A 21,126-nucleotide genomic window follows, 5' to 3' on the forward strand; every position below is an offset into this window, starting at 1 on the left:
CCGGCCCGTCGTGGTCTCTCGATCGACTACTGCTTGAGCATGTTGTCCAGCAGCAGGGCGCAGCGGATCAGACCGAGGTGGCTGTACGCCTGCGGGTGGTTGCCCAGGCCGCGCTCGGCGAGCGGGTCGTACTGCTCGGGGAGCAGCCCGGTCGGGCCGGCGGTCAGCACCATCTGTGCGAACAGTTCCTCGGCGTCGGTGCGGCGGCCGGTGCGTAGGTACGCCTCGATCAGCCACGCCGTGCAGATGTGGAAGCCGCCCTCACGGCCGGGCAGGCCGTCGTCCCAGTGGTAGCGGTAGACGACCGGGCCGCTGCGCAGGTCCGCCTCGATCCGTAGGACGGTGGACAGGAAGCGCGGGTCGTCGCCCGGGAGCAGGCCGGAGAGGCCGATCCAGAGCGACGATGCGTCCATGTCCTCGTCCCCGTACGCGACGCTGTACGCCTCGACGTCGGAGTGCCAGCCGTGCTCCAGCACGTTCGCGCCGATCCGGTCGCGCAGGTCCTTCCACTCGGGCCGGTCCTCGCCGCCGTGCTCGCGCATCACGTGCAGCGCGCGGTCGACTGTCATCCAGCACATCACCTTGGAGAAGACGTGGTGCCGGGGTGGCAGCCGGGCCTCCCAGATGCCGTGGTCGGGCTCGTGCCAGCGGCGGCGGACCGCCTCGACCATGTTCTCCAGGACCCGCCACTCGTCGTCGCGGACCGAACCGCGAGCGTCGGCGACGGCCGCGATCAGGTCGGCGATCGGGCCGAAGACGTCCAGCTGCAACTGGTGGTTGGCGAGGTTGCCGACCCGGACCGGCCGGGAACCGGCGTACCCGGGCAGCGTGTCGATGACCGCCTCGGCGCCCAGCTCGTAGCCGTCGATCGTGTAGAGCGGGTGCAGCCGCTCCGGGTGCCCACCGGTGCGCTCGATGCAGCCGTCAACCCAGCGCAGGAACGCCTCGGCCTCCTCGATGGAGCCCAGGTCGACGAGCGAGCGGGCGGTCAGCGCGGCGTCGCGCAGCCAGCAGTAGCGGTAGTCCCAGTTGCGCACGCCGCCCAGCTCCTCGGGGAGCGAGGTGGTCGCCGCGGCCAGGATCGAGCCGGTGGCCTCGTGGCAGAGCCCGCGCAGGGTGAGGGCGCTGCGCGCGACCAGCTCGCGGGAGGTGGACGGCAACCGCAGCGAGGCCACCCAGTCCTTCCACGGCTGCTCGGCCGCGGCCTGCCGCTCGTGGATCGGCACCCGGTGGTGCTCCAGGCTGTGCGTGCCGAAGCGCAGCTCCAGCACCACCTGCCCACCGGCGGCGGAGAGGTCGACGGTCGCCTTGGCGGTCTCGTACCCTCCGTCGTTGCCGACCTCCCACTGCACGCCGGGGGCGTAGAGCGCGACCGGTTCGTTCGAGCCGAGCACCAGCAAGCCGTCGCCGAGCGGCTGCAACTGGACGGCCACCTGGCCGAACTCCGGCCTCGGCGCGAACTCGACAGTGGCCTTGCCACTGCCGGTCAGCACCCGGACCAGGGTCGAGTCGCCGGTGAGGACCGCCGGGCTGTCGCCGGGGGTGGTCTCCCGGGCCGGCTTGTCCAGCCAGTCGGTGACGGTGAGCCCGGACCACCGGGTCTCCACCGTCATCGTGCCGGAGCGGTAGCGCTGGCCCAGCGGAATGCCCCCACGTTCCGGGGCGACGCTGAAGTGACCGGCCGGGCTGCCACCCACCAGGTCGGCGAAGATCGCCGCCGAATCCGGCTTGGGGTGACAGAGCCAGCTCACCTTCGCCTCGGGGGTGAGCAGAGCGACGGTACGACCGTTGGCCAGCATGGAGTGCCGTTCGATCGGCACCGCCCGCTCACCGAACAGCCAGTGCCGCCGGGTCTCCAGCAGGAGGGCCAGCGCGCGGGCGGCCTCCAGCGGGTCGGCCACCCGGTAGCCGGCCTGGGTGTCGCCGGGGCCGATCTTGATGCCGAGGTCGGGACCGTGCAGGTGGGCGAACCCGTTCTCGTCGGTGATGTCGTCGCCGATGAACAGCACCGCGCTGGAGGCGAGCTGGGTCCGCAACTGGTCGAGTGCGGTGCCCTTGTGGGTGGCCACCACGGAGAGTTCGATGACCTCCTTGCCCTGGGTCACCGTGACGCCGTCGAAGGTGGCCGGACCGTTGCGGACCGCCTCGATGGCGGCGGCGGCGATCTGCGGGTCGACCCCACGGGTGTGCATCGCGACGCTCGCCGGTTTGCGTTCCAGCCGGATGCCCGGGTGCTGGGCGGCGATCTCACGCAGCGCGTTGCGGACCTGGGTCCGTACGGCGACCAGCTCGGGGGAGAGCCGCTCGACGAAGCCGATGTCGAATTCGGAGCCGTGACTGCCGACGAGGTGCACCTCGCTGGGCAGCCGCGAGAGGGCGGCCAGGTCGCGCAGCGCCCGGCCGGAGACCACCGCCACTGTGGTCTGCGGCAGCGCGGCGAGCGCGCGGACCGCGGCCACTGACTCGGGCAGTGGAACGGCCGTGCTCGGGTCCTCCACGATCGGCGCCAGTGTGCCGTCGTAGTCGCAGGCGACAAGGAGTTGGGGGACCCGGGCTATCCGGCCGATGGCGGAGCGCAACTCAGGGTCCATGACCCCGGTGGCGACTGCCGCCCCATCGTTGAGGGACGTGTTCACTCGGCCTCCGCCTCGGGAACTCCGAGTTCCGAGAGGAAAGACTTGGCCCAGTGGCCCACGTCGTGGGTACGCAGGTGACGTTGCATTGTCCGCATCCGGCGGCGCGCCTCGGTTTTCTCCACGTGCACTGCCCGGAGGAGGGCGTCCTTGACCGCGTCCGGGTCGTGCGGGTTACACAAAAATGCCTGGCGAAGCTCCGTGGCGGCGCCGGCGAACTCACTGAGTACGAGCGCGCCACCCTGGTCGGCACGTGATGCTACGTATTCCTTCGCCACGAGGTTCATTCCGTCTCGCAGCGGGGTCACCATCATCACGTCGGCAGCAACGTACATCGCTGCCAGCTCACTGCGACTGTACGACTGATGGAGGTAATGAACCGCCGGCACGCCGACCCTGCCGAACTCGCCGTTGATCCGGCCGACCTCGCGCTCCACCTTCACCCGTAGTGCCTGGTAGTGCTCCACGCGCTCGCGGCTGGGTGTGGCGACCTGAACCATGACCGCGTCGGGAACTGTCAACTTTCCGTCAGCCAGCAGTTCCCGGAAGGCCTTGAGCCGCAACTCGATGCCCTTGGTGTAGTCCAGCCGGTCCACGCCCAGGATTATCGTCTTCGGGTCGCCCAGTTCGGCGCGAATCTGCTTGGCCCGGGCCTGGATCGCCGGGTCGGCGGCCATCCGCTCCATCTCCTGGGTGTCGATCGAGATGGGGAAGGCGCCGGCCTTCACCTGCCGACCGTCGACCTGGATCATCTGCCCCTCGTAGCGCAGCCCGAGCAGGTGCCGGGCCAGCCGGACGAAGTTCTGCGCGGCCAGCCGCTGCTGGAAACCGACAAGGTCGGCGCCGAGCAGACCGCGCAGGATCTCGGTGCGGAACGGCATCTGCATGAACAGCTCGATCGGCGGGAACGGGATGTGCAGGAAGAACCCGATCCGCAGGTCCGGGCGGAGCTCGCGGAGCATCGCCGGCACCAACTGGAGCTGGTAGTCCTGCACCCAGACCGTCGCGCCCTCGGCCGCCACGTCGGCCGCGGCCTCCGCGAACCGGGCGTTGACCAGGCGGTACGCCTCCCGCCACCGGCGCTTGTAGGCCGGTGTCTCCACGGCATCGTGGTAGAGCGGCCAGATCGTCGCGTTGGACTGGCCCTCGTAGTACCGCTCCAACTCCTCGGCGCTGAGCGGGACCGGGTGCAGCCGGATCCCCTCCAGGTCGAACGGCTCGGGGGCCGCGCCGGTGCCACCGGCCCAGCCGACCCAGGTGCCCTTGTGCTCGGCGAGTACGGGGTGCAGCGCGGTGACCAGCCCGCCAGGGCTGCGTCGCCACTGCCGGCCCTCGGGTGTGCTCACCTCGTCGACCGGCAGACGGTTCGCCACTACGACAAAGGAGCTACGGACGGTCACGATCGGCCACCTCCGGGTACTGACGGGTCCACCGCGATGAGAGTACTGAGCGTAGCTGCGGCGTCTTGTGCCTAGTGCCGGAGTCTCCTACCCGCCCCGGTGCGACCGAATCCTAAAGGTGATCTTGTCGACAAGCGCGCTGGTCAGAGGTCGATGATCGGCCATTCCTTGGGCAGCACCTCGCCGAGCAACTCCCGCCGGTCCGTCATGATCGGTACGAGGGGGTGGGCGGCGGCGTCCATCGCCAGCTGGGCTAGGTCCGTGTGCCCGGCCATTCGGCGTGACCATCCGCCGAGAAACGAGCACATGTTCGGCTCGACCGGGGTTACCCGGATGTGCGGCAACGCGGCGAGCACTTCGAGCATCTCCCACTGGCCGGGAGTGGCCTCCTGGTGCGCGCGGACGAGGCAGAGTGCCGGCACCAGCACATGGACGCCATAGTCGGCGGCTTCCGCGATGCGATGACCGACATCCCGTTCCGACGACGAATAGGCCAGCAGGGCGGTTGCGTCCAACGCCAAGCCGTAGCCCGTCATCGACTGGCTCTCGCGCGTGCCGCCAAGACTTCGGCCTGGAGTTGGGCCGCCTGTTCGCGCAGTTCGGGGGTGATGCTCGCCCTCAACTGTTCCATCTCGGCGTGTACCCGCGCTACGCCCTCATCAGTGATCTCGAAACCGACCCGTCGAAGGATCTCACGCGTCCTCTCCCCGGCCACTCGCCGTCGGAGGGACTCCGCGACATAGGCAGAGGCGTTCGGCTCCTCAGCCAGCCGATCCGCAAGGTCATCGGGCAGGCTGATGGTGATCTTCTTGGTCATACCGAAACCGTAATTTGCCTTACCGGCTCTGGCAAGGAGGCGCGCCCGCGTACTCCTGGGGCGGGGTGATGTGGGCGAAGCGCGCCGTACCTGTCAGGATTGACGATGGCGTGCGCGCGGCCGGCTCCCGGCCGGCGGCGGCGGGCGGTCCTCGCAGCCCGCGCCGCGCCGCCGATCAGCGACAGCAACCGACGGAGGTAGCCCGCACCGTGGCCCAGTACATCTACGTCCTGGAAAAGGCGCGCAAGGCGCACGGCGACAAGGTCGTGCTCGACAACGTCACGTTGAGCTTCCTGCCGGGAGCCAAGATCGGTGTGCTCGGTCCGAACGGCGCCGGTAAGTCCAGCCTCCTCAAGATCATGGCAGGGCTGGACAAGCCGAGCAACGGCGAGGCCCGACTCATGCCCGGCTACACCGTCGGCATGCTCGCCCAGGAGCCCCCGCTCAACGAGGCCAAGACCGTGCTCGGCAACGTCGAGGAGGCGGTCGCCGAGACCAAGGCCAAGCTGGAGCGGTTCAACAAGATCGCCGAGCAGATGGCCACCGACTACTCCGACGAGCTGATGGAGGAGATGGGCAAGCTCCAGGAGGAGCTCGACCACCTCGACGCCTGGGACGTCGACTCCAAGCTCGAACTGGCGATGGACGCGCTGCGCTGCCCGCCGCCGGACGCCGACGTGACCCAGCTCTCCGGTGGTGAGCGTCGCCGGGTGGCCCTCTGCAAGCTGCTGCTGGAGGCGCCCGACCTGCTGCTGCTCGACGAGCCCACCAACCACCTGGACGCGGAGAGCGTCTCCTGGCTGGAGCAGCACCTGGCGAAGTACGCCGGCACCGTCATGGCGATCACCCACGACCGGTACTTCCTCGACAACGTGGCCAACTGGATCCTCGAGCTGGACCGTGGCCGGACGTACCCGTACGAGGGCAACTACTCCACCTACCTGGAGAAGAAGGCCGCCCGGCTGGCCGTCGAGGGTCGCCGCGACGCCAAGATGAAGAAGCGCCTCACCGAGGAACTGGAGTGGGTCCGCTCCAACGCCAAGGCCCGCCAGACCAAGTCCAAGGCCCGCCTCGACCGGTACGACGAGATGGCCACCGAGGCGGAGAAGACCCGCAAGTTGGACTTCGAGGAGATCCAGATCCCGCCGGGCCCGCGCCTGGGCAGCACGGTGATCGAGGCGAACAACCTCAGCAAGGGCTTCGGCGACCGGCTGCTGATCGACAACCTGTCGTTCTCGCTGCCGCGCAACGGCATCGTCGGCATCATCGGTCCTAACGGCGTCGGCAAGACCACGCTGTTCAAGACCATCGTCGGGCTGGAGGAGCCGACCAGCGGCGAGGTCCGGGTCGGCCCCACCGTCTCGCTGTCGTACGTCGACCAGAACCGTGAGGGCCTCAACGGCGACAAGACCGTCTGGGAGGTCGTCTCCGACGGGCTGGACTACCTGATGGTGGGCAAGGTCGAGATGCCGTCGCGGGCGTACATCGCCGCGTTCGGCTTCAAGGGCCCGGACCAGCAGAAGCCGACCAAGGTGCTCTCCGGCGGCGAGCGCAACCGGCTCAACCTGGCGCTGACCCTGAAGATCGGCGGCAACGTCATCCTGCTCGACGAGCCGACGAACGACCTGGACGTGGAGACGCTGTCCAGCCTGGAGAACGCCCTGCTGGAGTTCCCCGGCTGCGCCGTGGTCATCTCCCACGACCGGATGTTCCTGGACCGCGTCGCCACGCACATCCTGGCCTGGGAGGGCGACGACCAGGACCCGTCCAAGTGGTTCTGGTTCGAGGGCAACTTCGAGGCGTACGAGAAGAACAAGGTCGACCGCCTCGGCGCGGAGGCCGCCCGGCCGCACCGGGTGACCTACCGCAAGCTGACCCGCGACTGACCGGCCGAGAAGGTGTCTGACCGCTTCGTCTACCACTGCACCCTGCGCTGGTCCGACCTGGACGCGTACGGCCACGTCAACAACTCGCGCTTCCTCACCCTGTACGAGGAGGTGCGGGTGGCGTTGATGTTCGCCGGCGGCCGGGCCTGGGGCGTCGGCTCGTTCGCCGACGGGGTGGTGATCCGCCGGCACGAGGTCGACTACCTGCGTCCGGTCGACTACGCGCTCGGCCGGGCCACCGCGGAGGCGGCCCCCACAGTGCGGATCGAGCTGTGGGTGGAGGAGATCCGGGCCTCCCGGTTCACCGTCGCCTACGAGCTGTACGACGGTGAGGTGCTGGCCAGCCGGGCCCGCTCGGTGCTGGTGCCGTTCGACCTGACCCGCCAGGTGCCCCGGCGGATCACCAGCGAGGAGCGGGACTTCCTGCTCACGTACGCGCCGCAGGGCGGGGTGGCGTGACCCGGCCCGGCACCGCCGAGCCGGGCCGGACGGCGGCGCCCACCCACGGTGTCGAAGGGGTGGCGGACGCGGGGGCCTTCCTGGCCCGGCTTGTCCGGTTGGATCCGGTCGCACCGGTCCGGCTGCGGCCGGCCGGCGCACCGGGCCGGATCGCCCTGTGGGCCCGGCTGCCGTGGCAGGTCCTGGTGGTCCGCACGGTTGCCGGTGGGCCGGCCGACGGCGTCGCGGAGGACGTCACTGTGGCGGCCGCGGAGCTGCTCGCCGAACTGGAGCGGAGCGGCGCGACCCTGCCGACCCGCCGGGACGCCCAGTGGCGGTGGCCGCTGCCGCCGGCGCGGAGCCGCCAGGTGGAGGCGCTGCCCGTTGCCGAGTTGCGACGGATCGCCGACGCGGCGGCGGGCACCCTGCGGACGGCGAGCGAGCAGGGTGTGGCCGGCCGTGCCGTGGGCCAGCGGGCTTTGCGTGACGCGTTGCTCGACCACGTGGCGGTGTTGATCACCCCGGACGGGACGCCCGACGGGACGCCTGCCGCGCCGGTCGAGGTGCCGCAGCGGCTGGTGCAGGGGGTGGTCCGGATGGGCTTCCTCGGTGCCGCCCACGGCTCGGCGGCCGGCGAGGGCGGGGACGCCGTTCAGGTGCGGGTGGCCGGCCGTTGGGTGGGCCTGGTGGGACCACACGGAGCGGCATGGTTGCAGAAGGCCACGGATCTTGTCGTGACACCCCTGAGTGCTCGTCCGAACGGGTGATCCCGGATCATTCTTCTGGTCAGGGGCGGTCGTTGGGGGGGTGCTTCAACCCGGCTGTCCGGGTACCGTCCATCCTCGGATCCAACGCACCGTAGGCGACTGGATCCGCTGGGGAGTGAGGTGCGCGAGCGATGCCGTGGTGGTCATGGCGCCCCGGTCCCGCCGACGGCGGCGAACCGGAAACCCGAAGCGGGATCACAGTCGATAGCGCGGTCCGGATCGGGCCGCCCAGTCCTCGCCAGCCGGGGGACGACTGCCCGTCCAACGAGCGGCCCGTGCTGACCGATACGCCCGCCACCGTCGAGCCGGTGAGTCTGCGCCGGGTCTGTGACGCGCTCGATCTGCTCGACGTGCGTTACCTGGCCGACGGCGACGGCAACCTGCTGGCGATGTGGGAGCGGCACGCGGTGCTGGTCACCCTCGAAGGGCCGGAGGACGAGATCCTGGTCATGCGGGCACGCCCGCACGCCACGGTCCCGCCGGACTGGGCCGACCGGGCGTACCGGGTGGTCAACGAGTGGAACCACACCCGCCGGTTCTGCAAGGCGTACATCGGTGACCCGACCGAGCGCGGTCAGCTACCGATCTACGCCGAGCTTCAGGTGCCCCTGGGTGCCGGCACCCACGACGCGCTCCTGGTCGAGATGCTCGACTGCGGCGCGGCGGTCGCCACCAGCTTCGTGGACTGGCTGCACGACGAGGGCGCGCTGCTCTGACGCCGCTCCGGGTGCTGTGGGTCAGCCGCCGTTGGCCGGGTCGTCCTCGACGTTGACCATGAAGTACGCGGCCCGCTCCAGGTAGTCCCAGAGGGTGACGGCGATCTCCGGCTCAAGGTCGAGCCGGTCCACGGCCCGGCGCATGTTGCGCAGCCAGGCGTCCCGTTCGGCCGCTCCGATCCGGAACGGCGCGTGGCGCATCCGCAGCCGAGGGTGCCCCCGCTGAGCGGAGTACGTGTTGGGCCCGCCCCAGTACTGCATGAGGAACAGGGTCATCCGGTCCGCGGCCGGGCCCAGGTCCTCCTCCGGGTACATGGGTCGCAGCAGGGGGTCGGTGGCGATCCCGGCGTAGAACTCGTCGACCAGCTTGCGGAAGGTGGGTTCGCCGCCGACCGCTTCGAAGAGGGTCATCGACGCACCGGGACGGTCGGATTCACCTGCGGAAGTCACAGTTCCATCCTGCCAGGTGCGTCCGGTGCCGACCCGACCCGCACAGCGTGGGTCGGATCACGCCGGGTCGACAAGCCCGAATGTCGCCACCCGGCCTGCCCGGGCGAAGGTCGGTTCGACGGGTCAGGTGACAGCGTGCCGGCGGTGGCCGTCACCGGTATGCGGGTTGGGCCTGCCTTCCACCGGGCGGTCGCTGGCCGGGTCGCCGAGGCCGGAGGATGGCGGAGCGGCGTTGGCCAACGAGGCGGCAGTGATCGCGTCGTCCACCGTCTGCCGGTCCGGCCACCGCAGCGTGGCCACCGTCATCAGCACCACCCCGGCTGCGCTCCAGACCCCCACCACGATCGGAATGGGGAACCGTTCGGCGAGCATCCCGGTGACCAGTACCGCGAGGCCCTGGATGACCTGTATGCCGGTGGCCATCACCCCGAAGGCGCGGGCTCGGAAGCCGTTGGGCAGCGCCTGGACGAACAACCCGTTGGCCATCGGCATCATGCCGGCGACCGCGAACCCGCAGAGCGCGGCGAGCAGTGCCACCACCAGCGGCGGGGGGTCGAGCAGCACCGGTACGAGCACCAACGGGGCGAGCACCGCGAGCGGCCGCATCAGCTTCAGTCGGCGAGCCGGGCCGAACAGGCGACTCACCAGCAACCCACCGAGGATGAAGCCGATCGGGTTCGCCACCATGATCGCCGCCTGTGCGGTGCCCGCGCTCACCGCGCCGCGGCTCTCCTCGTTGGCCCAGGCCGCGGCCAGACCCTCGGGAACGATCGAGAAGAGCATCGAGCTGAACACCAGCACCGCGATGGCCCGCAGCACCGGTGTGCGGAACACGATGCCGAACCCCTGCCGAGTCTCCCGCAGCAGGTGGCTGCGGTGCTCCGGGTTCATCATCGCCGGATGGTGGCGTACGCCGAGGCGAACCAGCAGCGCCGAGAGACCGAACGTGACCGCGTTGAACAGCAGCGCCGCCTCCGGGTCGACAGCGGCGACAGCGGCGCCGAAGACGTACCCGACGACCTGGGCGGCCTGCCCGACACTGCCGTTGAGCGACAGCCCCAGCACCAGCCGGTCCCCGGTGAGCAACTGCGGGATCAGCGCGGACTTCGCCGCCTGGCTCGGCGGGTTCGCCAGCGTGGCGGCGAAGATGAGCACCAGCACCGCCTGGTACGGCAGGCTCGGAATGGCGATGACCAGCATCAACGCCATCCGGATGAGGTCGCATGCCACCATCACCCGTCGGAACGGGTACCGCTCAGCGAGTGCGGCGAGCACGGGACCGCCGAGCAGCCAGGGCAGGAAGCTGACCGCGAAGGCAGCCGCGGAGAGCGCGACGGACCGGGTCTGCTGATAGACGAGCAGGGTGACGGCGGCCTTCGCGACGTAGTCGCCGACCCAGGAGAGAGCACCAGCCACGAACACGGCCCGGAACTCGTGCTGGCCGAAGACGTCGCGGAATGTAGCGGGGCCTTCCGCGGAAGGTCGCTCGTCAGGCACCGTCGCCTCCATCGGCCCCGGCTCGGCCGCTCGTGGCAGCCCGGTCGGAAGCGCTCGTCAGATCTACGGATCAGCGAGGTTGTGATCACGCTTCGGTGGGAACGCGTGCTCCGGATTCTGCCCGATCGTCTGACAACTAGCTAGGTCGAACGGGTCGTTCGTCGCCTCCCCGACTGAACGAACGGACGATACCCGAGGGGCCGGCCGGCTCGCGACCCCTGAATTGCCGGACAATGTGGGCGGTGTCAGGTGGCGCCGCCCTGACCGGTCTCGCCCTCGGACAACGGCCGGGTCGACAGACCGGGATAGATGCGGGCCGCTGCGATCTGCGCGGTGATCCCCGAATTCTCCAGCGCCTCGGCGAGACGCCGACGCAGTTCCCGGCCCACCGCGAACTGCCCGTCAGCGGTCGTCTTCACCACTGTGCGGATGACAGCGCCGTCCACAGTCACCTGCTCGACACCCAGCACCTCGGGCGCCTCCACGATCTCCGGCGACAGCTCCGGGTCCATGGCGACCGAGGCGGCCGCGGTCCGTAGCACCGCCGTCGCTTCCTCGGTGCTGTTGAAGCCGATCGGCAGGTCCACCACCACGAGCGCCCAACCCTGGCTCTTGTTACCCACCCGGATGATCTCGCCGTTGCGGATGTACCAGAGCACGCCGCGGCCGTCGCGCACTGTGGTGACCCGCAGGCCGACCGACTCGACCACGCCCATCGCCTCGCCCAGGTCGACGTTGTCACCCACGCCGTACTGGTCCTCGATCAGCATGAAGAGGCCGGCGATCAGGTCCTTCACCAGGCTCTGCGCACCGAAGCCCAGCGCCACACCGGCGATCCCCGCGCTGGCCAGCAGCGGGGCCAGGTCGAAGCTGAACTCCCGCAGGATCATCAGCAGCGCGATGCCGAAGACGAACGCGGTGGTCAGGCTGCGTAGCACCGACCCGATCGCCTCGGCCCGCTGCCTCCGTCGCTCGGGCACGAACTCGGCCGGGTCGACCGCGGCGGTGGGTACGCGCTCGCGCAGCGGCCGTAGCATCGTCGGCACCGCGCCGTCGGTGGTCGTCCGGACCAACCGGTTGATCGTCCGGTGCAGCGCCCAGCGGGCCACCATCGCCAGGGCCAGGATCAGCAGCACCCGAAGCGGTTTGAGCAGGATCCAGTAGCTTCCCTCGGCGAACCAGGACGACCCGGTGATCCGGTAGATCCACTCGCAGGAGGTGCTGCCCTGGCAGCTCACCGAGACGGCGTCGGACAGGGCTAGGGGCGTCACGCTGGCGGCACTCACTATGTCTTCGTACCGCAAGGAGCCCGAGCGTCCGCCGCCGACCCACCAGCCGGCGGACCGGCGTGGCGAGCAGCGCGAGAAAGAGGTGGAGCGTGCGCGTCGACCCGAAGGGGTCTGTTCGCGCTCTTCTCGGCTGCGATCGGCTACCGCCTGTTGGTGCGGTGACACCCCGCCGCGGCGCACCGACGAAACCGGTTTGAGGTGCCAGTCGTGTGGAGCGGTTCTGGACGGTGCGGCCGAGTTCGACGACGCGTACGCGGTCGCAACCCGGCCGAAGCGGTGGGTTCGGCATCTATCGCGTCCCGGCGTGGGTGATCCGCTTACCAGAACGGAGATTAGTACGTGCAATCCGGGGTCCGATCAGGGACTATTGGCGCAACGGACGTCGGTGATCGGCCCGGCGTCGACCGTGTGGGCCCTTGTGCCCGGCCCCGGTCGACGGCGGTCCCCAGCAGCCGCTGAACCGGGAGGGTGAGCGCGATGCCTGACATACGACCCACGGTGGGCTCCGGCGCGTTGGTCCTCAACGCCACCTACGAGCCGCTGTGTGTCGTGTCGGTGCGTCGCGCCGCGATCCTCGTCCTCTCCGCCAAGGCGGTCTGCGTCGCCGACGGTGACGGCATCCTGCACAGCGCCCGGGACGCGCTCCCGGTGCCGTCAGTGGTCCGGCTGACGCGCTTCGTCCGGGTGCCGTACCGAACGCATGTCGGGCTGTCCCGTCGGGCGATCTTCGCCCGGGACGGGTGGCGGTGCGCCTACTGCCGGGGCCCGGCGGAGACCATCGACCACGTCTTTCCGCGCAGCCGGGGTGGCCGGCACGCCTGGGAGAACGTGGTCGCCGCGTGTGCCCGGTGCAACCACACGAAGGGCGACAAGACCCCGGCCGAGATGGGCTGGCGGTTACACGCGTTGCCGGCCGCCCCGAAGGGCACCGCCTGGCGGGTGCTGGGCCATCGCGCCCCCGACCCGCGCTGGGCCGACTGGCTGGACCTGCGGGAGCCCGAGGCAGCCGCCTGACTCCGGTCGGTCGCGCTACCCGGCGGTCCGCCGGGCCGCCCGCTCGTGGCGACGCACGGCACGGTCGTGCGCGATCTTCAGCAGCCGATCCACCTCGGGCAGCAGGTGCGGACCGGGCATGACGATGCTGGCGAAGCCGTACTGGGCGTAGCCCGGGTGCGGTACGAGAGTGTCCAGTCGGGCGAAGTCGAACTCGTGCCGGTGCTCCTCGAACGCCTTTGGCGGGAAGCCGAACAGGCGCTCGAACTCGGCCCGGCCCAGGTCCAGGTTGAGGCGGAAGACGCCGGGGCGGTCAAGCTGTGCGGCCTCGTCGAAGCCGGGCACGTCATGTTCGACGATGGTGGCGAACGGCTGGCGGCGGTCCGGGCCGACGAAGAAGAACCGGTCGCCCCAGGCCGCCTCGGGGGACCCGTTCTCGTCACTCGCCACGAGCTGCTCGACGTCGGGCAGTGCGGCGATCCGATCGGCGAGCACGGCCGTGTCGACACCGGTCGGGACGTGCAGGACCGCGTCGGCGTGGTCGATGGCGGCCCGGTCCAGCGGGAAGTAGCGGTAGTCGTGCGTGCGCTGCTCGGCCGCTTCGATGTCGGACGTCGGCAGGTACCGGGGAAGGCTGCTCTCCTGCTGGAGTCGGCCCTCGTAGGTGTCGGCGGCTGGCGGCCCGATGCCGAGTGCCGGGCTCGCGCCGAGGCTGCCGGCGATCACGGCGTACCGGTCGCCCAGCAACGACGCGATGATCGCGCCAGCGCCGGCCCATGACATCTGCTTGCCGGCCAGCGTCATGGTGCTCGGGTGGCGCTGGAGGTGCGTGTTGTGCGCGAAGACCAGTGTGGGCCCACGGTGCGCCTCGACCGATCGGATCGCGAGCAGGTTCTCGGCCATCAGCGCATCCCGAACTCCGGCCAGGCGGGCGAAGCGTTCCTCCTGGGCCAGTGGTGCGGCGGCCGCGGCGTGGTAACGCAGCAACGCGACAGCGGCCGTGGCGTGCGCGAACGCCGTCTGCCAGCCCGCCGACCTCGACGGCGCCCGCAGGTACAGCTCGGTCAGCAGGTCGTCGGAGAGCACCCGCAGTCGCTGGGCGTCGGTCGAGCGCCCGACCGATCGGCCCGGTTCCCAGATCGCGGCCGTGTCACTCCACCGTCCCTCGTCCCCGATCAGGTCGTCGATCTCGGTGGCCCGGTCCAGGTCGAGGAACTGGCAGACCTGGGTGAGGTGGCGGCGCGGGCTCGGGGCGCTCTCCAACTCGACCGGAGCGTCGAAGCCGTGGAATGTCAGGCGTTCGGCGACGGGCCGCCCGGCGTTCCACTCCCGCATCCGCAGCAGGAGGTCACGGTTGGCCGGGGCCGCCCCGAACCCGTGGCTGAACCCGTCGGCGAGCGCCCGGTCGAGTGTCACAGCCGCGACGCCCTGCACGAACTCGCCGGCGATCAGCCCGGCCGTCCGGTCACTCTCCACGGCGATCGAGCGGTAGCCGTGCTCGGCCAGCGACAGAAAGGCCTCATTGCGGAGCTGGAGGAAGGCGGACTCACCGTGCGTCGGCTCGCCGAGCGCGAGCAGGTCCGGGGTAACCGCCAGCAGGTCGAGAAAAGGTGGCATTCCATGAACCGTATCGTTGAATCAGCGGTTGAGACTTACGAGCGGCGGAGCGCGGTGACAGCCACAAAACCTTCAAACCCGGGGGTACGCCGACCGGTCGACCTCGCGCGTGCACACGGTCTGTCCGCGCAGGCCGTGCGCAACTACGAACGAGACGGCGTCCTGCCCCCGGCCCAGCGCACGCCGAACGGCTACCGTCGCTTCACCGAACTGCACGTCACGGCGCTGCGTGCCTACCTTGCGTTGATCCCGGGCCACGGCTACGCGGCCAGCGGCGACATCATGCGGGCCGTCAACCGGGGCGAGATCGACACGGCGCTGCGAACCATCGACCAGGGGCATGCGCTGCTCCAGCGCGATCGGGAAACCCTGGACGCGGTCGAGGCGGCGGTGTTGACGCTCACCGGAACGAGACCCCTACCGCAGAGCCAGAAAGCCGTGCCGATCAGCGTGGTGGCTCACCGGCTCGGTCTGCGGGCGGCCACGCTGCGCAAATGGGAGCGGGCCGGGGTGCTGCGACCGGTACGTGATCCGGTGACCCACTACCGGCTCTACCTCCCCGACGACGTCCGGGACGCCGAACTGGCCCACCTGTTGCGCCGCGGTGGCTACCGGCTCGACCACATCGCGGGCGTGCTGCGTCGAGTACGCGATGCCGGCGGCGCGGAACCGCTCGCCGCCTCGCTGCGTCAGTGGCGGCAACGGCTCACCGAGCGAGGCCGGGCCATGCTCACCGGGGCCGCCCGGCTCGCCGAATACGTCGACGCCGGTCAACCGCCTGAACGCTCCTTGACCAGCGAGGCGAAGACCACCACGTTGTCCGCGTAGCCGGTCTCGCCGCCGACCCACTGGCCGCCGCAGGTGATCAGTCGGAGGCTCGGGCGGCTGAAGTCGCCGTAGACCTCGTCCACCGGCAGTCGGCCCTTGTCGAACTTCTCCACCGAGTTGACCTCGAAGACCGCCACGCGCTGGTCGGTGCGGGTGACCTCGATCTCGTCACCGGAGCGCAGCTCGCGGAGTTTGTGGAAGACCGCCGGCCCGCTGGTGGTGTCGACGTGCCCGACGATCACGGCTGGACCGTACTGGCCCGGGGTGGGCCCCTGGTCGTACCAGCCGGCCTCCTGGGCGCGGGCCGCGTCCGGCACGGCGATCGTGCCGTCCGGGGCGATACCCACGTCGTGTACGGGCGCCCGTACGTCGATCTTGTCGATGACGAGGCTGGTCGGGTCGGCGGCCGGCAGCACCGGGAACTTCTTCGGCGGCGGTCGCAGCCCGGCGCTGAGCCGATCCGGCAGCAGGCTCATCCCGGTCACCTGCTCGACGCCGAGCATCGCCACGATCAGCACCATCAGCGTGGCGATGGCCAGCACCGGCAACCCGGGGCTCGTGACGAACCGGTGGCGGGCCGACGACGGCCCGGCCGGACGTCGCGGCGGCAGCGGACGGGCGGCCGGATCGGTGGTGGTGACGCTCGCCGAAACGGCCTGCCCGGCGACCCGTCGCAGCCGTCCGGAGACGCGGGCCACCAGCCGGCCGGACGCGCGCAGCGCCGGCCCGGCCCGGAGGCGGGCGCGGCGGTCCGGCCGCGCACGCGCGGATCTGCGGGTCATGGGTGATCCGGCTCAGGAGCCGGCTCCCGGGCGACGTCGGCCGCCGGCCATCCCGAGCACGATCGCGGTGGCCACCAACGCCACGCCACCGAACACCAGCAGCGAGCCGGTGCCGCGCCCGCCGGCCATCCCACCGCCACCGGTCGCCGGGCCCTTGCTGGGTGAGGCCATGTTCAGCACGGTCAGCGTGGTCGACGACGTCTGTCCGTTCTCACATCGCAGGTCGACCGGGTACTGATCGGCCGGTTTGTCGCGCGGAACAGTGGCCTGCGCGGTGAGGAAGCCCTTGTCGGGTCTCAGCGTCACAGACCCGAACGCGTCGGAGTGCACGCTGGACTGCCTGTTGTTGTTGTCGTTGTCGCAGCTCGCCTTGATGCTGACCCGGCTGCCGGCCTGGACGCTGTTGGGTGTCACCTCGACGAAGACGTTCTCGCCGGCTCGCGCCGGTGCGACCGACAACAGGACGAACGCCCCGACCAGTCCCACCAGTGTCAGTGCGGACGAGAGCGCGCGGTTGATCGTGCGGACTGCCTGCATGATTTCCCCCCAACCGGCGACTACCGCCGGAACCCTCCCCTGGGCACGCGCGCTGCTTTCCCCGCACCCCGAAGCCAAACCCGCCCGGCCCTCGCGCTCACCCGACCGCCCCAACCCGCGATCTTGCACTTTCTGTACCGACGAATGCCCGCACAAAGGACATAAGGGCAGCAGAAACTGCAAGATCGCCGCAGTGGAGGGGGCGGGGAGGGGCGCGGGGAGGGAGGGGTTGCGTCAGCGGGGCGGGGGCGGGAGGGGGAGGGGTGTGACGGGGTGCCAGTTCAGGGGGGAGGAGAGGACCATCGTGCTCGACGGTTGGCCGTACGGGGCGAGGCGGTCGATGACCCCCTCGAACGCGCCGATCGAACCGGCCGCCACCTTCAGCACGCTGCACGCGTCCCCGGTGATCCGGTGGATCTCCAGGATCTCCGGCCAGTCGGCCACCGCCGGGTCGTGCAGGATGCACCGCGCGCCGTAGCAGGACATCCGTATCAGCGCGACCACGGTGCGGCCGGCGCGACTCAGGTCGACGTGGGCGTGGTAGCCGGTGATGATCCCGGCCTCCTCCAGCCGACGAACCCGCTCCGCGACTGACGGTGGCGACAGGTGCACCCGCCGGGACAACTCGCTGAAGGAGAGCCGCGCGTCGGCCTGCAACTCGCGCAGCAGCGCCCAGTCCATGTCGTCCACGCTCAGACCTTACTTTCGTGAACCGACTTCGCCTAGTTGCCTTTGGTTTGCCAGGAGAAGCCGGCAGAAGCCGTTGATTCGGCATTCCGCAGGCCGATCCGACCGCGAGATCATGACGTCGGCTAGTCCGGGGGAGGGAGAAGAGATGGTGGATCAGACGGAGCGGCGGGCGCCGAACCGCCGTGCCACGGTGCGACCGGTGACCCCTGGGCAGCGTGTCGCGCAGGCGGAGCGCACCGGTGGCGAACCGACGCTGGAGTTCGCCGACATGGTGCCGTACGACGCGTACGTGCAGGCCAGCGCTCTGCACAAGATGCAGCACCCGCTCAGCAGCGACCCGGGCGAGATGTCCTTCCTGATGGTCAGCCAGATCATGGAGCTGTACTTCGGGCTGACCTGCCACGAGCTGCGCGAGACCCAGCGGCTGATCCACGCCGACCAGATCTGGGAGGCGTTGGCCCCGCTGGGCCGAGCCAAACTGCACCTGGAAGGGCTCAACGCCGCCTGGCAGGGCCTGCGCTGGATGAGCCCGGCCGACTTCAACCGGTTCCGCAACCTGCTCGGTGAGGCCTCCGGCTTCCAGTCGGCGATGTACCGGCAGTTGGAGTTCCTGCTCGGGCTCCGCGACCCGACGCTGATCCGCCCGTTCCGCCGGCAGGCCGAGGTGCATGCCGAGCTGAGCGCCGCGCTGACCACCCCGAGCCTCTGGGACGACGTGCTCGCGTTGCTGGCCCGGCGCGGCTTCGACCTCCCCGCCGACCTGCTCGACCGGGACGTGGCCGTCGAACACGACCCGCACCCGTTGGTGGAGGCGGCCTGGGTGCGAATCTACGACGACGCCAGCCCCGACAATCACCTGCGGCTGCTCGGCGAGGCGCTGAGCGCTGTCGCCGAGGAATTCGGCGACTGGCGCTGGAACCACGTCAAGGCGGTGCAGCGGACGATGGGCGCCAAGGTCGGCAGCGGCGGCTCCGCCGGCCTGGCGTGGTTGCAGCGCAGCATGGCCCGGGTGGTCTTCCCGGAGCTATGGTCGGCCCGCACCGCGATGTGACCGGAGAGCGAGAAGCAATGACGACCCCAGAAGCTGAGCGGCTGGGCTTCGCCGCTGGCGAAGCGCAAGCGCATCGCCGTGACGAGGCCGACCCCGGTCACCGGCATTTGTTCCACGTGCCACCGGCCGACGGCGGCGACCACCCCGAGTCGGCGTACCTGGCCGGCAACTCGCTCGGTCTGCAACCTCGGGCCACCCGCGACGAACTCCTGGCCGACCTGGACGCGTGGGGGCGGCTCGGCGTGGAGGGGCACCTGGAGGCGGAGCGCCCCTGGCTGCCGTACCACGAGCTGTTGACCGGGCCGGCCGCGCGACTGGTCGGCGCCCGGCCCGCGGAGGCCGTAGTGATGAACTCGCTCACCGTCAACCTGCACCTGCTGATGGTGAGTTTCTACCGACCGGCCGGCGCGCGCACCCGCATCGTCATCGAGGACGCCGCTTTCCCCTCGGACAGCTACGCGGTGCGCAGCCAGGCCCGGTTCCACGGCCTGGACCCGGACGACACAGTGGTCCGGTTGCGTCCGCGCGAGGGTGAGGACGCCCTGCGCACCGAGGACGTGACCGACTACCTGGCCGCCGAGGGCGACCGGGTGGCGCTGCTGCTGCTCGGCGGGGTCAACTACCTCACCGGTGAGCTGCTGGACATCCCGGCGATCACGGCTGCCGGCCGGGCCGCCGGTGCGGTTGTCGGTTGGGACCTGGCCCACGCGGTCGGCAACGTGCCGCTGGACCTGCACGACTGGGACGTCGACTTCGCCGCGTGGTGCTCCTACAAGTACCTGAACTCCGGCCCGGGTGCCCTCGCTGGCGTCTTCGTGCACGAGCGCCACCTCGGCGACGAGAACCTCCAGCGGTTCGAGGGGTGGTGGAGCACAGCGGCGGCCACCCGGTTCGAGATGACGCCGGTGTCCCGACCACCGGCCACTGTGGAGGCCTGGCAGATCTCCAACCCGCCGATCTTCGCGATGGGCCCGGTGCGTACCTCGCTGGAGCTGTTCGACGCGGTGGGAATGACCGCGCTGCGCGCGCGCAGCCAGCGCCTCACCGGCTGGCTGGAGTCACTGCTCGACGAGGTGACCGTCGGCCGGCCGCTGCGGGTGGTCACCCCGCGTGACCCGGCCCGCCGAGGCTGCCAGCTCTCCGTGCGCATCGGGTCGGGCAGCGCCGCCGAGCTGACCAAACGCCTACGGTACGAACACGGGGTCATCGCCGACGCCCGCGAACCCGACGTCGTGCGGTTCGCCCCGGTGCCGCTGTACTCCACGTACCTCGACTGCTGGCGGGCCGCCGCGGCGCTCGCCGCGACGGTGGGGGCGACCTCTGTGAGCGCGAGGAGTGAGCCGGGGTTGCGAGCCCCGCAGTCGCGAACGAAAGGCGGCTCAGCATGACCGCGCGGCGTGACGAGATCGCGATCATCGGTGCCGGGCTGGCCGGCTGTCTGGCTGCCTGCTTCCTGGCCCGGCGTGGCTACCCGGTGGCCCTCTACGAGCGCCGATCCGACCCGCGCGCCGGCACCGCCGAACGCGGTCGCTCGATCAACCTGGCGCTCTCCGAGCGCGGCCTGGACGCGTTGCGCCGGATCGGGCTGGCCGAGCAGGTGATGACCGACGCGCTGCCGATGCGCGGCCGGATGATCCACCCGGTCGAGGGCGAGCAGCAGTTCCAGTCGTACAGCGCCGCCGGCGACCGGGCGATCAACTCGATCAGCCGGGGCGCGTTGAACAACGCCCTGCTCGACGAGGCCGCCGCGCTGCCGGGCGTGCGGGTCGTCTTCGACCACCGGCTGGTCGGGCTCGACCCGACCGACGGCGCCCTGAGCTTCGAGACCCCGCAGGGCCCGGTCGCGGCGAAGGCATCGGTCGTGCTGGGCGCCGACGGCGCCGGATCCGCGGTGCGTGGGCAACTGCTGGCGTACGGGCTGCTGGACGAGAGTGTGGACTTCCTCGACTACGGCTACAAGGAGCTGACGATCCCGCCGTTGGGCGGGGACTTCGCCCTGGAGGAGGACGCGCTGCACATCTGGCCGCGCGGCACCTCGATGATGATCGCGCTGCCGAACCCGGACCGCTCCTTCACCTGCACGCTGTTCTGGCCCAACGACGGTGCCGGCAGCTTCGCCTCGCTGACCAGCCCGGCGGAGATCGAACGGCACTTCACCGAGCACTACCCGGACGTGGTCCCGCTTGCCCCGAACCTGGTCGACGACTACCAGCACAACCCGGTGGGCGTGCTCGGCACCGTGCGCTGCACCCCGTGGCAGGTCAGCGGAAAGGTCGGCCTGCTCGGCGACGCGGCGCACGCCATAGTGCCGTTCTACGGCCAGGGCGCCAACTGCGCCTTCGAGGACGTGGTGGAGCTGGACCGCTGCCTGGACGAGTGCGCCGACGACTGGTTGGCGGCGCTGCCGCTGTTCCAGCGGCGCCGGCAGGAGAACGCCGAGGCCATCGCGACGATGGCGCTGACCAACTTCGTGGAGATGCGGGACAAGGTCGCCTCCCCGGTCTTCCAGACCAGACGGCGGGTCGAGCACGCACTGGAACGGGTCCTGCCCGGCCGGTACGTTTCCCAGTACGAGCTGGTGTCGTTCTCCACCACCCCGTATGCGGAGGTGCGCCGCCGGGTGCGCCAACAGCACCTGGTGCTCGGGGCGGTCGTCGGCGGGGCCGCGCTGCTGCTTGTCGGCGCGATCGGCGCGGCACTGGGCCGAGGGAGGCGCGCATGACCGGCAACTGGGA

19 protein-coding genes and 1 pseudogene are annotated in these 21,126 nt (G+C 70.5%); 9 read left to right on the top strand and 11 right to left on the bottom strand.

Going from position 1 to position 21,126, the window contains the following annotated elements:
• Nucleotides 1–26: 26 nt before the first annotated feature.
• The 4 genes from otsB to ACLQ3F_RS21525 form a co-directional block, all read right to left on the bottom strand.
• Nucleotides 27–2,591: a trehalose-phosphatase gene (gene otsB / locus ACLQ3F_RS21510; RefSeq protein ID WP_425851063.1), complete on the bottom strand. Its 2,565-nt coding sequence runs from the start codon at nucleotides 2,589–2,591 to the stop codon at nucleotides 27–29.
• A 41-nt stretch (nucleotides 2,592–2,632) separates the two neighbouring features.
• The gene (locus ACLQ3F_RS21515; RefSeq protein ID WP_030333449.1) at nucleotides 2,633–4,033 is read right to left on the bottom strand and encodes an alpha,alpha-trehalose-phosphate synthase (UDP-forming); all 1,401 of its coding nucleotides are present in this window, start codon (nucleotides 4,031–4,033) and stop codon (nucleotides 2,633–2,635) included.
• Nucleotides 4,034–4,176: 143 nt separating this feature from the next.
• On the bottom strand, nucleotides 4,177–4,569 hold the full coding sequence (locus tag ACLQ3F_RS21520; protein WP_393242248.1) for a hypothetical protein: 393 nt from the start codon (nucleotides 4,567–4,569) through the stop codon (nucleotides 4,177–4,179).
• Complete coding sequence (locus ACLQ3F_RS21525; protein WP_425851006.1) at nucleotides 4,566–4,850, bottom strand: hypothetical protein; 285 nt, start codon at nucleotides 4,848–4,850, stop codon at nucleotides 4,566–4,568. Before ACLQ3F_RS21525 ends, ACLQ3F_RS21520 begins: the two co-directional genes overlap by 4 nt.
• 209 nt (nucleotides 4,851–5,059) lie before the next feature.
• Here ACLQ3F_RS21525 and ettA point away from each other — a divergent pair, with 209 nt between their 5' ends.
• The 4 genes from ettA (at nucleotide 5,060) to ACLQ3F_RS21545 (ending at nucleotide 8,657) form a co-directional block, all read left to right on the top strand.
• Nucleotides 5,060–6,736 (top strand): energy-dependent translational throttle protein EttA, encoded by a 1,677-nt coding sequence (gene ettA / locus ACLQ3F_RS21530; RefSeq protein ID WP_357202344.1) that lies wholly within the window; start codon nucleotides 5,060–5,062, stop codon nucleotides 6,734–6,736.
• 12 nt (nucleotides 6,737–6,748) lie between these two features.
• Complete coding sequence (locus tag ACLQ3F_RS21535; RefSeq protein WP_425851008.1) at nucleotides 6,749–7,195, top strand: acyl-CoA thioesterase; 447 nt, start codon at nucleotides 6,749–6,751, stop codon at nucleotides 7,193–7,195.
• Nucleotides 7,192–7,941 (top strand): hypothetical protein, encoded by a 750-nt coding sequence (locus ACLQ3F_RS21540; RefSeq protein WP_425851009.1) that lies wholly within the window; start codon nucleotides 7,192–7,194, stop codon nucleotides 7,939–7,941. The genes ACLQ3F_RS21535 and ACLQ3F_RS21540 overlap by 4 nt, the downstream gene beginning before the upstream one ends.
• A 131-nt stretch (nucleotides 7,942–8,072) precedes the next feature.
• The gene (locus ACLQ3F_RS21545; protein WP_355008914.1) at nucleotides 8,073–8,657 is read left to right on the top strand and encodes a YbjN domain-containing protein; all 585 of its coding nucleotides are present in this window, start codon (nucleotides 8,073–8,075) and stop codon (nucleotides 8,655–8,657) included.
• 21 nt (nucleotides 8,658–8,678) lie between these two features.
• Here the strand turns inward: ACLQ3F_RS21545 and ACLQ3F_RS21550 are convergent, their stop codons facing one another.
• From ACLQ3F_RS21550 to ACLQ3F_RS21560, 3 genes are all read right to left on the bottom strand, one after another.
• Nucleotides 8,679–9,107, bottom strand: a complete 429-nt coding sequence (locus ACLQ3F_RS21550) for a globin (RefSeq protein WP_357202334.1) — start codon at nucleotides 9,105–9,107, stop codon at nucleotides 8,679–8,681.
• 123 nt (nucleotides 9,108–9,230) lie between these two features.
• Nucleotides 9,231–10,616, bottom strand: a complete 1,386-nt coding sequence (locus ACLQ3F_RS21555; RefSeq protein ID WP_357202331.1) for an MFS transporter — start codon at nucleotides 10,614–10,616, stop codon at nucleotides 9,231–9,233.
• 233 nt (nucleotides 10,617–10,849) lie between these two features.
• Nucleotides 10,850–11,908 (bottom strand): mechanosensitive ion channel family protein, encoded by a 1,059-nt coding sequence (locus tag ACLQ3F_RS21560; protein ID WP_425851011.1) that lies wholly within the window; start codon nucleotides 11,906–11,908, stop codon nucleotides 10,850–10,852.
• Between the two features lie 462 nt (nucleotides 11,909–12,370).
• Between ACLQ3F_RS21560 and ACLQ3F_RS21565 the strand changes: the two genes are divergently transcribed.
• Nucleotides 12,371–12,907, top strand: coding sequence for an HNH endonuclease (locus tag ACLQ3F_RS21565; RefSeq protein WP_030333470.1), 537 nt, complete (start codon nucleotides 12,371–12,373; stop codon nucleotides 12,905–12,907).
• A gap of 15 nt (nucleotides 12,908–12,922) precedes the next feature.
• Here ACLQ3F_RS21565 and ACLQ3F_RS21570 read toward each other — a convergent pair whose 3' ends face one another.
• Nucleotides 12,923–14,503, bottom strand: a complete 1,581-nt coding sequence (locus tag ACLQ3F_RS21570) for a DUF6194 family protein (protein ID WP_425851013.1) — start codon at nucleotides 14,501–14,503, stop codon at nucleotides 12,923–12,925.
• 54 nt (nucleotides 14,504–14,557) lie between these two features.
• Between ACLQ3F_RS21570 and ACLQ3F_RS21575 the strand changes: the two genes are divergently transcribed.
• On the top strand, nucleotides 14,558–15,331 hold the full coding sequence (locus ACLQ3F_RS21575; RefSeq protein WP_425851014.1) for a MerR family transcriptional regulator: 774 nt from the start codon (nucleotides 14,558–14,560) through the stop codon (nucleotides 15,329–15,331).
• On the opposite strand, the gene ACLQ3F_RS21580 is transcribed toward ACLQ3F_RS21575, so the two are convergent.
• From ACLQ3F_RS21580 to ACLQ3F_RS21590, 3 genes are all read right to left on the bottom strand, one after another.
• Nucleotides 15,274–16,050 (bottom strand): class F sortase, encoded by a 777-nt coding sequence (locus ACLQ3F_RS21580; protein WP_425851065.1) that lies wholly within the window; start codon nucleotides 16,048–16,050, stop codon nucleotides 15,274–15,276. The two genes, ACLQ3F_RS21575 and ACLQ3F_RS21580, sit on opposite strands and share 58 nt — an antisense overlap.
• A 75-nt stretch (nucleotides 16,051–16,125) precedes the next feature.
• The gene (locus ACLQ3F_RS21585; protein ID WP_355008907.1) at nucleotides 16,126–16,650 is read right to left on the bottom strand and encodes a hypothetical protein; all 525 of its coding nucleotides are present in this window, start codon (nucleotides 16,648–16,650) and stop codon (nucleotides 16,126–16,128) included.
• A gap of 234 nt (nucleotides 16,651–16,884) precedes the next feature.
• Entirely contained in the window at nucleotides 16,885–17,340 is a 456-nt protein-coding gene (locus ACLQ3F_RS21590; protein ID WP_357205412.1) for an Lrp/AsnC family transcriptional regulator, read from the bottom strand.
• A gap of 148 nt (nucleotides 17,341–17,488) precedes the next feature.
• Here ACLQ3F_RS21590 and ACLQ3F_RS21595 point away from each other — a divergent pair, with 148 nt between their 5' ends.
• The 3 genes and pseudogenes from ACLQ3F_RS21595 (at nucleotide 17,489) to ACLQ3F_RS21605 (ending at nucleotide 21,113) form a co-directional block, all read left to right on the top strand.
• The gene (locus ACLQ3F_RS21595; RefSeq protein WP_357205438.1) at nucleotides 17,489–18,391 is read left to right on the top strand and encodes a tryptophan 2,3-dioxygenase; all 903 of its coding nucleotides are present in this window, start codon (nucleotides 17,489–17,491) and stop codon (nucleotides 18,389–18,391) included.
• A gap of 17 nt (nucleotides 18,392–18,408) precedes the next feature.
• Nucleotides 18,409–19,701 (top strand): annotated as a pseudogene (kynU, locus tag ACLQ3F_RS21600) (kynureninase); the annotation flags it as partial.
• Between the two features lie 74 nt (nucleotides 19,702–19,775).
• Entirely contained in the window at nucleotides 19,776–21,113 is a 1,338-nt protein-coding gene (locus tag ACLQ3F_RS21605; RefSeq protein WP_425851016.1) for an FAD-dependent oxidoreductase, read from the top strand.
• Nucleotides 21,114–21,126: the final 13 nt, after the last annotated feature.

This window comes from Micromonospora sp. DT15 (genome assembly GCF_049841475.1).
Classification (GTDB): Bacteria; Actinomycetota; Actinomycetes; order Mycobacteriales; family Micromonosporaceae; genus Micromonospora.